We start from the raw sequence: 11,189 nt of genomic DNA on the forward strand, positions 1-11,189 counted from the left end.
ACCAGGGTGCCGAGCGGGCGGTGGCCCACCGCGACGGCGGCCAGCGCGGCGCCGAGGTCGGCGGTGGTACGGGCCGGGCGCAGCCCTTCGGCGAGCGCGTCCAGGCCCGACCGGACGGCGCGGTCGAGCAGTTCGGGCTTGCCGCGGAAGTGCCGGTAGAGCGCGGGCGCGGTGATGCCGACGCCGGCGGCGACCTCGGTCATCGAGACCTGGTGGTAGCCGCTGCGGTGGAAGCGGTCGGCGGCCACGGCCAGGATCTGGGCGCGCCGCCCGGGCGGCCGTCGGACCACCATCGCGGGCCTCCCTCCCCTTCGGCCGGGCCCAGGCCCGGCGCCGCGACGGCATCGGGACGGCACCCGGGATGGCGCCGACGGAAGGCTAGCAAGGATTCACTTCGTACCCGCGCCGACCGTGTTCCCCACCGCTTTTCCGCGCCCGGTCGACTCTGGACAGCCGAAGCTACCGGGGATTAACTTGTGGGGCCATCACCAGGCACGTTACGCCCCGGCCGGCAGCCCCGGCCGGTGCCGTCGAAGGGAGCGCCGCCGTGCGCCGCACCGTGTTCACCGAGGACCACGAGGCCTTCCGGGAGACCATCCGGGACTTCATCGCCAACGAGGTCGTCCCGGTCTACGAGAGCTGGGAGGCCGAGGGCCACCCGCCGCGCGACTTCTACCGGCAGCTCGGCGCGCTCGGCGTCTACGGCATCGAGGTTCCCGAGGAGTACGGCGGCGCGGGCGAGAGCGGGTTCAAGTACCAGGCGGTGGTCGCCGAGGAGACCGCCAGGGCGGGCGTGAGCTTCGGCTCCTCCGGCGTGCACACCGGCCTGGTGCTGCCGTACCTGCTGGAGTACGCGAACGAGGAGCAGAAGCGGCGCTGGCTGCCCGGCTTCGTCTCCGGCGACATCATGACCGCGATCGCGATGACCGAGCCCGGCGCCGGCTCCGACCTCGCGGGCATCTCCACCACCGCGCGGCTCTCCGAGGACGGCACCCACTACGTCCTGAACGGCGCCAAGACGTTCATCACCGGCGGCGTGCTGGCCGACCTCGTCCTGGTGGTCTGCCGCACCGCCCCGCACGACCCGGAGAACCGCCGGGCCGGACTGTCCATCCTCTGCGTGGACACCGCCTCCGAGGGCTACACCGTCGGCCGCAAGCTCCAGAAGATCGGCCTGCGCACCTCGGACACCGCCGAGCTGGCGTTCAGCGACGTCCGGGTACCGGTGGAGAACCTGCTCGGCGAGGAGGGCAGGGCGTTCTCCTACCTGACCCACAACCTGGTGCAGGAGCGGCTGGGGATCGCCGTCAGCGCGTACGCGTCGGCCGCGGCGGCGGTGCGGTTCGCGGTGCAGTACGTCAAGGACCGCAAGGTGTTCGGCAAGGCGGTGGCCGAGTTCCAGAACACCAAGTTCACCCTGGCCGACTGCGAGGCCCAGGTGGTGGCGCAGCAGTCGATGGTGGACCGGGCGCTGGAGCTGTACCAGAACGGCGAGCTGACCGTCGCGGACGCGGCCGCGGCGAAGCTGTTCTGCACCGAGTCGGCCTCCACCGTGATCGACAAGTGCCTCCAGCTGCACGGCGGTTACGGCTACATCCTGGAGTACCCGATCGCCCGGCTCTACACCGACAACCGGGTGTTCCGGATCTACGGCGGCACCAGCGAGGTCATGCGCAGCATCATCGCCAAGTCGCTCGGGCTGTAGGGCCGTTCGGGCCACGGCGGCCGAACGGTCACGGTGGTCGAGCGGTCACGGCGGTCACGGTGACCGAGCGGCCGGACCGGTACGGCGGGCCGCCTCCGGGCGGCCCGCCGCGCCCGTGACCGCGGGAGGGTTCCGGCTCAGTTGGGCGAGCCGTGCTCGGCGCGCCACGCGTCCCAGCCGGCCGTGGACGCCACCCGCGCCTCGTGCAGGGCCCGGTGGGCGAGGGCGGTCGGCTGGGTCTCCAGGCCGCGCACCCAGCTGCGGCCCGCGGTGACCAGCGCCGCGCAGACCATCGTCGCCCCGGCCGCACTGAGCACCGTGCCGATCGCGGTGAGCACCGCGCCGCCGGTCAGCACCGAGCGGTTGACCTGGAACCCGCTGAAGATTCTCTGGTTGGTCGCCATGCCTCCACGATGCGGGCAGTCGGCGGGGGCTGCACGTCGGGCCGCCCGGACCGGGCGACTTCAGGGCCCGAGGTGCGGGGCCTCCGGGTGCGGGGCGCCCGGCCGTCCGCGACCCTGGGCACACGGAGTGCCCGGAACCGGTGCCCGGAGCGAGCGGCCTGGGCACGTTGCCTGAGCACGTTCCCGGAGCAGCGAGGAGGAGGCGCGGATGCCCGATCTCGAACAGCTCGCCGTGGAGCACGCCGCCCTGGCGGCCGAGAGCCCGCACGGGCGCAGCGCCCACCTGGTCCTGCACGACGGCATCCTGCGGCAGACCGTGATCGCGCTGACCGCGGGCACCGCGCTGGACGAGCACAACCCGCCCACCGCGGGCAGCGTCCAGGTGCTGCGCGGCCGGGTCTCGCTGACCATCGCCGGCCGGCGGCTGGAACTGCCGGCCGGCCGCCTGGAGCCCGTCCCGCAGGAGCGGCACGGGCTGCTGGCCCACGTCGACTCGGTGGTGCTGCTGACCGCCGTCACCGCGTAGCGGGCGGGGGCTCCACGGGGCCGAGCACACTGTCGCTGACCAGCCGCAGCCCGCGCAGGAAGTCCGTTCCGCTGGGCGCGAGTTCGGGTGCGGCCAGCCACTGGGCGCTGTAGCCGGCCAGCAGGGTCTGGTAGAACGAGCCGCGGACGACCTCCTCCTCGGTGTCCGGCACCTCGGGCAGCCCCTGGAACACCGCGGCCAGCCCGAGCCGCCCCTCCTTCTGTGCCGCCGCGAAGGCCTGCGCGAGTTCGGGCGCGTGCCCGGCCTGGGCGAGCGCCTCGAACTGGGCCGCCCAGAGCCCTCGGTGCTCGGCGAAGACGTCCCGCAGGCCGTCCCAGACGGCCGCGAATCGCACCTCCGGGTCGTCCGACACCCGGTTGGCGGCGATCACCACCGCGCCCAGGGCCTCCCCCATCTCCCCGATCGCCTCGATCATCGCCGCGTTGAGCAGCGCCTCCTTCGAGCCGAAGTGGTAGCCGATCGCGGCCAGGCTGACACCGGAGGCGGTCGCGATGTCGCGGGCGGTGGTGCGCCCGTAGCCCTTCTCGTACAGGCAGCGCTTGGCGCCGGCCATCAGGTCTTCGCGGTTTCCCATGCCCCGATCCTACGGAAGACCTGGACGAATGTCTTGCACGGATGTCTTGCACGTTCGATTTACACATTTGTACTAGACAAGCGTCTGACACGTCCGTACCGTCTTCCCCATGACCGCAACCACCGGCCGCGCAGGCCGTCGCGAATGGATCGGCCTGGCCGTCCTCCTGCTCCCGACCCTCGTCCTCACCATGGACATGGGCGTGCTCTTCTTCGCCGTCCCGTACATCTCCACCACGCTGGCGCCGAGCGGCACCCAGCAGCTGTGGATCATGGACATGTACTCGTTCCTGCTGGCCGGGCTGCTGATCACGATGGGCGCGCTGGGCGACCGGATCGGCCGCCGCAAGCTGCTGATGATCGGCGCCGCCGGCTTCGCGGGCGCCTCGCTGCTGGCCGCCTGGTCGCAGGACGCCGGCCAGCTGATCGCGGCCCGCGCGCTGCTCGGCGCCGCCGGGGCCACCGTGATGCCCTCGACCCTCGCGCTGATCCGCACCCTGTTCGACGACCCCAGGCAGCGGCAGATCGCGCTCGGCGCCTGGGGCGGCGTCCTCACCGCCGGGGCCACCCTCGGCCCGGTCGCCGGCGGCCTGCTGCTGGAGCACTACTGGTGGGGCTCGGCCTTCCTGCTCGCCGTCCCGGTGATGGCCCTGGTGCTGCTGACCGCGCCCGTCCTGCTCCCCGAGTACCGCTCCGCCGCCCGCACCGCCCCCCGGGGCCGCTTCGACCTGCTCGGCGCGGCGCTCTCACTGGCCGCGATCCTGCCGCTGGTCTACGGCGTCAAGACGATCGCCATCGAGGGCTGGAGCGTGCTGCCCGGGCTCGCCGTCCCCGCCGGACTGCTGCTGGCCGCCGCCTTCGTCCGGCGCCAGCGCACCGCCGCGAACCCGCTGCTCGACCTGAGCCTCTTCCGGATCCGCACCTTCACCGGCGCGATCAGCGTCAACACCATCGCGATGTTCGCGATGATGGGCTTCACCCTCTTCACCTCGCAGTACCTCCAGCTGGTCAAGGGCATGAGCCCGCTGACCGCCTCGCTCTGGTCGCTGGTGCCGAGCGTGGGCGTCGGCGCGGCCGTCGGGATCAGCTCGGCGCTGGCCGGGAAGGTCCGTCCCGCGGTGCTGATGGGCGGCGGGTTCCTGGTCGGCTCGGCGGGCTTCGCGATGATGACCCGGGTCGGCGCGCACTCCCCGCTGGCGTTCATCCTCACCGCGGCCGGCGTGCTCGCCGCCGGGACGGTCGGCACCATGACGATGACCGCCGAGATGGTCGTCTCCGCCGCCCCCGCCGAACAGACCGGCGCCGCCTCCGCCACCTCGGAGACCGCCGTCGAGCTCGGCAGCTCGCTCGGCATCGCGCTGCTCGGCGCGGCCGGCGCCGCCGTCTACCGCCACCGGCTGGACGGCGCCCTCCCCGCGGGCGTCGAGGGCGAGGCCGCCAGGACCGCCCAGGACACCCTCGGCGGCGCGGTCACCGTCGCCGCCCACCTGCCCGGCCGGCTCGGCACCGACCTGCTGGAGACCGCCCGTGCCGCCTTCACCGACGGCCTGCACGTCGCCGCCGCGGTCGGGCTGGTCTTCGCCCTGGGCGCCGCCCTCCTGGCCTACCGCCTGATGCGCCACCTCCCGGCCGCCGCCCCCGCGCCCGCGCCCGAGGCCGCCACCGTCTGACCCGACCGGCACCGATCCACGCGAGTCATCGAGAGCCCCCGCCCACCCCGGGCGGGGGCTCTCCGCCGTTCCGGCGGGTGGACCTACAGGTGCCGGTAAACGTCACGACGGTTGCCCACCGACATGACCCAGACCACCAGGATCCCCGCCTCGACCGTGTAGACGATCCGAAAGTCCCCCACCCTCAACCGCCATCGGGCGTGGTGCCCCTGAAGCGCCTTGATGTCGAACGCCGAGGTGTCGCCACCGTCCAGCGCCACCTGTAGTTCGGTGAGCCGATGGAGAATCCGGACCGCTTCGGGCCGGGGCACCTTGAGGAGATCCCGCTGGGCGCGTGGACCGAACCGCGTGACGTACGCCATCGCGGTCAGCCGTGGTGCTCGCGGAGCATGGCGGCCATCTCCTCCAGAGAGACGGAGCCCTCGGAGCCCTCGGCCTCGGCCTCGTCCGCGAGACGGTTCAGCCACTCGTCCTCGGCCTGTTCGGCCAGGTCCCTGAGGCGCTGGTACTCGGCGATGTCGATCACCACCGCCTCCTGCCGGCCCCGCCTCGTGATGATCGTCGGCGTCTCGTCGCGGCGCGCCCGGTCTATCACGTCCGCGAGATGACTCCGCACCTCGGCCATCGACTCGATCACTGGCTCGCCCATGGTGAAAATGTACCAGATGTACATCTACTACATCGGTCTCCATGCGCCAGGTGGCCGATTCGGCGCCGGACAGGAGCGCCTGTCCGAGGAAGCCACCACCCGCCGCCGCAACCTGTCGGCGAGGCGTCCGCCTGTGCGCGGACACCGCCGGGAACGGAGGCGAGGCCGAGGCGTTCGGTGCCGTTCGTCCACTGATCGCGCCGGTACGGACGAGGGGGTGGACTTCGGTACCCGTATTCGGCCAGGTGGGCGCCGTGGCGCTCGTTCCGTCCTCGCGATCCGCTCGAACGGCACCTGGTTTTTGGCCAGCGTTTCCCAGCTGGTGTATCCGTTCGCCGTCAGGGCCAGGCATACTGGCCAGCACGGGCGGTAGCGCCCGCCATGACCCTAAACAAGAAGGGACCGGTGGCCAGGGATGCTGCGGAACGGTCTTGAGCCCTGGCACATTCTCGTGGTGCTGGCGGTCGTCGTCCTGCTGTTCGGATCGAAGAAGCTGCCCGAGATGGCCCGCGGCCTGGGCAAGTCCATGCGCATCCTGAAGGCCGAGACCAAGGCCATGCGCGAGGACGACACCCCGCCGGACGCCGCTGCCGCCGGCACCGCGCAGAGCACCGCCGCTCCCCAGCAGAGCGCCGACCGTCCGGCCGTCACGCCGACCAACGTCACCAAGGCCACCGAGACCAAGCGGCCCGAGACGACCGCCTGAGTCTCCGTCTCCTCCTTCGGAAAGCCCCCGGTGAGCCACCGGGGGCTTTCCGCTGTTCCGGGCCCGGCCGGGACCGATCCGGTGTGCCGCCCCCCGCCCTGACTCTCGACCGGCCCCGCCCGACCGTCGACTGGCCGCCCGATCTGATCCGTTATCTCCTGGTATGCACCCACCGGAGGAACGGAGTCCCGGCATGCCGACCGACCAGCCCGGCGACGAACTGGCCGAGCTGCGGGCCCGGCTGAGCGCCGTCGAGGCCCAGGAGGCGCAGCTCGCCCGGCAGTTGGCCACCGGGCCGGTGCCACGCCCGCCGCGGCACCGGGCGCGCTCCTTCCTCGCCGCCCTGCTGATCGTGCTGGCCTGTGTGCTCACCCCGCTCAGCGCCCTCGCGCTCTGGGCGAGGTCCGAGATCAGCGACACCGACCGCTACCTGGCCACGATGGTCCCGCTGGCGAGGGACCCGCGGGTCAAGGCGGCCGTCACCGACCGGGTGACGGCCGAGATCATGAAGAAGCTCCCGCTCGACTCGCTGCTCGACGGCATCGCCCCGGACGACAAGCCCAGGCTCGGCGCCCTGCTGGGCGGCATCGGCCAGGCCCTGGACAGCGGGCTCGGCGGATTCGTCCACACCCAGGTCGCGCGGTTCGTGGACAGCGAGGCCTTCGTCACCGTCTGGACGGACGTCAACCGGGACGCGCACGCCGCGGTCGAGAAGATGGTCACCGGGCAGGGCGGCGGCGCCGTCGAGGTCCACGACGACACCGTGGTGCTCGACCTCGCCCCGGTGATCGCCCGGGTGAAGACCGCCCTGGTGGACCAGGGCCTGCCGCTGGCCTCCCGCATCCCGGAGATCCACACCTCGTACCCGCTGGTGCAGTCCGACGCCCTCCCCGAGGTCCGCACCACCCTGCGGGTCCTGGACCTGGCCGGATTCTGGGTGCCGGTGCTGGCCGGCGCCTGCGCACTCGGCGGGGTGCTGCTGGCGGCGCGGCGCCGCCGGGCGGTGGTGGCGACGGCCCTCGGCATGGCCGGCGGGGCCCTGCTGCTGGGCATCGGGCTGAGCGTGTTCCGGGCCGTCTACCTGGACAGGCTCCCGGCCGACGTCGACCAGGCCGCGGCCGAGGCGGTGTACGACACCCTGGTGCGCTACCTGCGCTCGGCCGTCCGGGTGACGGTCACGCTCGGCCTGCTGGTCGCGCTCGGCGCCTGGGTCATCGGCGGCGGACGGTGGGCGCGCACCGTCCGGGGCGGCTGGCGCGCCGGGCTGGGCTCGGTGCGGCGGGTGGCCGGACGGGCCGGGCTGCGGCCCGGGCCGGTCGGCCGGTTCATCCACCGCTGGAAGGCCGCACTGGGCTGGTCGGCCGTCGCGCTCGCGGCGTCGGCCTTCGTGCTGTGGAGCCACCCGACGGTGCTGGTGACGCTCTGTCTGGCGCTCGGACTGGTCGCCGTCCTGGCGGTGCTGGAGCTGCTGGACGAGCCGGGGCGGGGCCGGGAACCCGGGCGGCCTGAAGGAGGAGCCGCGGTCTCGCCCTGAAGGACGATCACCCGGGGCTCCGCGCCTTCTAGGGTCGACGGGGTGTGGGGAACGACGTGGAGGGGCTCGCGACTGCTGCGGCCCGCGCTGATCGCCTCCGGGCTGGGGTACCTGCTGCTGGCGGGCCCTCCGGACGCGCTGACGACGGCCGACCGGGCGGTCGCCGCGGGCTCGCTGCTGCTCGCGGCGCTGGGCGGGCGCCTGCCGCTCGCGGTGGCACTCGGGCAGTGCGCGCTGACCGTGCCCGCCGTGGCGCACGCCGTGCAGGTGGAGGTGAAGGTCGGCGTGGCGGCGGCCTTCTTCGAGCTGGCCGTACGGCGGTGGGGTCGCCGGGTGGTGTGGCTGTGGGCCGTCCTGCTCTGCGCGGAACTCGCGCACGCCTGGCCGTCAGCACCCGCCGGGCTGTCCGCCGCGCTGCCCGCCGCGCTCTACCGGACGGCGCTGTTCGGCGGCGTGCCGGTGCTGCTGGCCGCCTACATCAGGGCCGCCGAACGGGTGCGGCGGGCGGCCGAGGAGCGGGCCGGGGAGGCCGAGCGCAGCCGCGACCTCGCCGAGTGGGGCGCCCGGATGGGCGAGCGCGCCGCGATCGCCCGCGAGCTGCACGACATGGTCGCCCACCACCTGGCGTCCACCGTGCTGCGGGTGGGCGTCGCCCGGCACGTCCTGCCGGACGCCGACCCCAGGCTCACCGCCGTCCTGGACGACGTGCACGCCGGGGCCACCGCCGCCCTCGCCGACCTGCGCCGGCTGCTCACCGCCCTGCGCGAGCCCGACGCCGGGCAGCTGGCCCCGCTGCTCGCCGAGACCGCCGACCTGCCGGCCGCCGTGGCCGGCGTGGTGGAGCGTTCGCGGGCGGCCGGGCTGCGGGTCGACGCGGTGATCGGCGGCCGGCTCGCCGAACTGGACGCGATCGGCGGGCTGACGGTGCTGCGGCTGGTCCAGGAGGGGCTGGCCAACGTGGTGAAGCACGCCGGCCCGGGGGCGCGGGTCCGGCTGCGGGCGACGACGGAGGACGGGAACGTGGAACTGGAACTGGAGAACACCCAGGGGGCGGGCGGCCCGGCCCCGGTGGGCGGCGGCGGGCACGGGCTGCTCGGGATGCGGGAGCGGGTCGCCCTGGTCGGCGGCACGATCGAGGCCGGTCCGGTGCCGGACGGCTGGCGGCTGGCCGCCTCCTGGCCGCTGGGGGTGGCGGCATGACCAGGGTGCTGATCGTCGACGACCAGCAGCTCGTCCGGGCCGGGGTGCGGATGCTGGTCGAGTCCACGGACGACCTGACGGTGGCCGGGGAGGCGGCGGACGGCGCCCGGGCGGTCGAGCTCTCCCCGCGGCTGCGGCCGGACGTGGTGCTGATGGACCTGCACATGCCGGGGATGGACGGCATCGAGGCCACCGCGCTGCTGCTGTCCCGCCTTCCCTCCGCCCGGGTCGTGGTGCTGACCACCTTCGATGACGACGACCGGCTCTACCCGGCCCTGGCGGCCGGCGCCTGCGGCTTCCTCGCCAAGGACGTCGAGCCGGGCGCGGTGCTGGACGCCGTACGGCGGGCGGCGGCGGGCGAGAGCCCGTACAGCCCGGCGGTGCTGCGGCGGGTGGTGGCGCGGGCGGCGGAGGACTGGGCGGGAGCGGAGCGGCGGGGTTCGCCGGTCCATGTCACCGAGCGGGAGGGCGAGGTGCTGCGGCACCTCGCGGACGGGCTGTCGAACGCCGAGATCGCCGGGCGGATGCACCTGGGGGTGACCACGGTGAAGACCCACGTGTCGAACCTGATGACCAAGACGGGCAGCCCGAACCGGGTGCGGCTCGCGGTGCTGGCCATCCAGCGGGGGCTGGCCTGAGCGGAGCAGCCCGACGGGCGGCCGCGAGCGCGCGCGGAGAAGCTGGGCGGGATGTCCGAGAACCCGCTGCCGCCGCCCGTCGACCTGCGGGCCTGGTGCTGGCTGCTGGGCGCGTCCACGCTGCTGATGACCGGGTACTTCACACTGCCGCTGGAGTGGCTGGGCGACCGCCGGCCGCTGCTGAGCTGGCTGGTGTTCGCCGGTGCGCTGGTCGGGCTGACCTGCCTGCTGCTGGCCAAGATCGTCGGGGTGCTGAGGGGAACGGCGAAGCGGCCGGTGGTCTGGCTCGCCTTCCTGATCTGCCTGGCGCTGACCGTCTTCTCGACGACGTACTACGTACTCGGCTCGCACAAGCCGGAGTTCGCCGGGCTGGAGACGCGGCTGGACGCGCTGTACTTCACGGTCGTCACGCTGGCGACGGTGGGGTACGGCGACATCACCCCGGCGGGCCAGACGGCCCGGCTCGTGGTGGTGCTGCAGATCGGGTACAACTTCGTGTTCCTCGCGGCGGCGGCCGGGACCGCCTCCCGGGCGGTCCGCGGGAACGTGGAGCGACGGATCCGGGGGGAGGGCTGAGCCCGGTGTCCGGCGGGTCCGGCCACCGCTCCCGGCCCCCGGGCAGCGGTCAACCCACAGCGTTGTCCACAGGCTGTGGACAACGCTGTGGGCTCAGGACCGGCTGGCGTCGATCACGCAGAACCGGTTGCCCTCGGTGTCGGCGAGGACCACGAAGTCGGGATCCTCCGGGTAGCGCTTCCAGTCCACCCGTTCGGCACCGAGGGCGACGAGACGGCCGACCTCCGCGGCCTGCTCCTCGGCGTCCCCGGCGTAGAGGTCCAGGTGGACGCGCGGCTCCTCCTGGACCGGGGACTCGCTGAGCCCGAGGGCGAGTTGCACGCCGCGGCCAGGGCCGGCCGGGACGAGGACCGTCCAGTCGGCCTCGACCAGGCCGTCGCGCGGGGCGTAGTCGAGGGCGGCCGTCCAGAAGGCGACGGCGCGGGGCATGTCGGAGACACCGAGGACGAGGGAACCGATCGTCAGCATGGGTCCATTCTGGCGGACCGTCAGTCGTCCTGGAGATCGGCGGCGGTGTGGAGGGTGGCGAACAGGGCCGAAAGTCGGGCGTTCCAGTTGGCGTACGTCAGGACGTCGACGGCGTGCTTCTTGCCCATGTCCCTGACCACCTTCTGGGCGGACTTGAGCTCCTGGGCGGCGTCGTCCGGGCTGCCCTCGTTGAGGCGCGCCGCGGTGGCGTCGAGGATCCTCAGCAGGTCCGTCTGCTTGTCCCGCTCCCTGCCGACCTCGGCCTGGGCGACGGCCTGGCGGAAGGACTGGACCTGGAGCGCGGCGGGCTGGTTGCGCGGGACGGGCAGGGCGGACGTCGGGGCCGCCGAGGGAGTGGTGGGGGTCGCGGCCGGGACGGAGGAGGTGACGGTCGGCTTCGGCGTGGCGGTCGGCTTCGGGGCCGTGGTGGTGGCGGTGGGGCTCGCGGCCGGGGCGGTGGCCGCCGCCGGCTTGGCGGCGGGCGCGTCACCGGCCGGTCCGCCGAAGGCGGTGACGGCC

Annotated in this window: 15 protein-coding genes; 8 read left to right on the plus strand and 7 right to left on the minus strand. The window is 73.8% G+C overall.

Features of this window, described 5'->3' with window-relative positions; all coding sequences use genetic code 11:
- A partial coding sequence (locus BU198_RS29835) for a TetR/AcrR family transcriptional regulator (protein ID WP_188299970.1) occupies positions 1 to 293 on the minus strand: 293 nt, incomplete at its 3' end.
- A gap of 254 nt (positions 294 to 547) precedes the next feature.
- On the opposite strand from BU198_RS29835, the gene BU198_RS29840 reads away from it, so the two are divergent.
- Entirely contained in the window at positions 548 to 1,705 is a 1,158-nt protein-coding gene (locus BU198_RS29840) for an acyl-CoA dehydrogenase family protein (protein WP_188299971.1), read from the plus strand.
- Between the two features lie 137 nt (positions 1,706 to 1,842).
- Here BU198_RS29840 and BU198_RS29845 read toward each other — a convergent pair whose 3' ends face one another.
- Positions 1,843 to 2,109: a hypothetical protein gene (locus BU198_RS29845; protein WP_188299972.1), complete on the minus strand. Its 267-nt coding sequence runs from the start codon at positions 2,107 to 2,109 to the stop codon at positions 1,843 to 1,845.
- A gap of 208 nt (positions 2,110 to 2,317) precedes the next feature.
- On the opposite strand from BU198_RS29845, the gene BU198_RS29850 reads away from it, so the two are divergent.
- A complete protein-coding gene (locus BU198_RS29850) occupies positions 2,318 to 2,635 on the plus strand; it encodes a cupin (RefSeq protein WP_188299973.1) in 318 nt (105 codons plus the stop codon).
- Here the strand turns inward: BU198_RS29850 and BU198_RS29855 are convergent.
- Entirely contained in the window at positions 2,625 to 3,230 is a 606-nt protein-coding gene (locus tag BU198_RS29855; RefSeq protein WP_188299974.1) for a TetR/AcrR family transcriptional regulator, read from the minus strand. The genes BU198_RS29850 and BU198_RS29855 overlap by 11 nt on opposite strands.
- Positions 3,231 to 3,339: 109 nt before the next feature.
- Between BU198_RS29855 and BU198_RS29860 the strand changes: the two genes are divergently transcribed.
- Positions 3,340 to 4,899 carry an MFS transporter gene (locus BU198_RS29860; RefSeq protein ID WP_188299975.1) on the plus strand — a complete coding sequence of 520 codons (1,560 nt, stop codon included), beginning with the start codon at positions 3,340 to 3,342 and terminating at the stop codon, positions 4,897 to 4,899.
- An 83-nt stretch (positions 4,900 to 4,982) separates the two neighbouring features.
- Here the strand turns inward: BU198_RS29860 and BU198_RS29865 are convergent, their stop codons facing one another.
- Together BU198_RS29865 and BU198_RS29870 are read right to left on the minus strand one after the other, a co-directional pair.
- Positions 4,983 to 5,261 (minus strand): type II toxin-antitoxin system RelE family toxin, encoded by a 279-nt coding sequence (locus BU198_RS29865; protein WP_188299976.1) that lies wholly within the window; start codon positions 5,259 to 5,261, stop codon positions 4,983 to 4,985.
- 5 nt (positions 5,262 to 5,266) lie between these two features.
- Positions 5,267 to 5,548 (minus strand): type II toxin-antitoxin system Phd/YefM family antitoxin, encoded by a 282-nt coding sequence (locus tag BU198_RS29870; RefSeq protein WP_223245126.1) that lies wholly within the window; start codon positions 5,546 to 5,548, stop codon positions 5,267 to 5,269.
- 415 nt (positions 5,549 to 5,963) lie between these two features.
- On the opposite strand from BU198_RS29870, the gene tatA reads away from it, so the two are divergent.
- From tatA to BU198_RS29895, 5 genes are all read left to right on the plus strand, one after another.
- Positions 5,964 to 6,254, plus strand: a complete 291-nt coding sequence (gene tatA, locus BU198_RS29875) for a Sec-independent protein translocase subunit TatA (RefSeq protein ID WP_188299977.1) — start codon at positions 5,964 to 5,966, stop codon at positions 6,252 to 6,254.
- A gap of 193 nt (positions 6,255 to 6,447) precedes the next feature.
- On the plus strand, positions 6,448 to 7,788 hold the full coding sequence (locus BU198_RS29880; RefSeq protein WP_188299978.1) for a hypothetical protein: 1,341 nt from the start codon (positions 6,448 to 6,450) through the stop codon (positions 7,786 to 7,788).
- A 42-nt stretch (positions 7,789 to 7,830) separates the two neighbouring features.
- Complete coding sequence (locus tag BU198_RS43990) at positions 7,831 to 8,988, plus strand: sensor histidine kinase (protein ID WP_188299979.1); 1,158 nt, start codon at positions 7,831 to 7,833, stop codon at positions 8,986 to 8,988.
- Complete coding sequence (locus tag BU198_RS29890) at positions 8,985 to 9,626, plus strand: response regulator (RefSeq protein ID WP_188299980.1); 642 nt, start codon at positions 8,985 to 8,987, stop codon at positions 9,624 to 9,626. Before BU198_RS43990 ends, BU198_RS29890 begins: the two co-directional genes overlap by 4 nt.
- A gap of 51 nt (positions 9,627 to 9,677) precedes the next feature.
- Positions 9,678 to 10,202: a potassium channel family protein gene (locus BU198_RS29895; RefSeq protein WP_188299981.1), complete on the plus strand. Its 525-nt coding sequence runs from the start codon at positions 9,678 to 9,680 to the stop codon at positions 10,200 to 10,202.
- Positions 10,203 to 10,295: 93 nt separating this feature from the next.
- On the opposite strand, the gene BU198_RS29900 is transcribed toward BU198_RS29895, so the two are convergent.
- Together BU198_RS29900 and BU198_RS29905 are read right to left on the minus strand one after the other, a co-directional pair.
- Positions 10,296 to 10,670 carry a VOC family protein gene (locus BU198_RS29900; protein ID WP_188299982.1) on the minus strand — a complete coding sequence of 125 codons (375 nt, stop codon included), beginning with the start codon at positions 10,668 to 10,670 and terminating at the stop codon, positions 10,296 to 10,298.
- A 20-nt stretch (positions 10,671 to 10,690) separates the two neighbouring features.
- The coding region (locus BU198_RS29905) for a hypothetical protein (RefSeq protein WP_188299983.1) at positions 10,691 to 11,189 on the minus strand (499 nt) is incomplete at its 5' end.

Origin of the sequence: Streptomyces sp. CBMA156 (assembly GCF_014596515.1) — a bacterium.
GTDB lineage: Bacteria > Actinomycetota > Actinomycetes > Streptomycetales > Streptomycetaceae > Kitasatospora.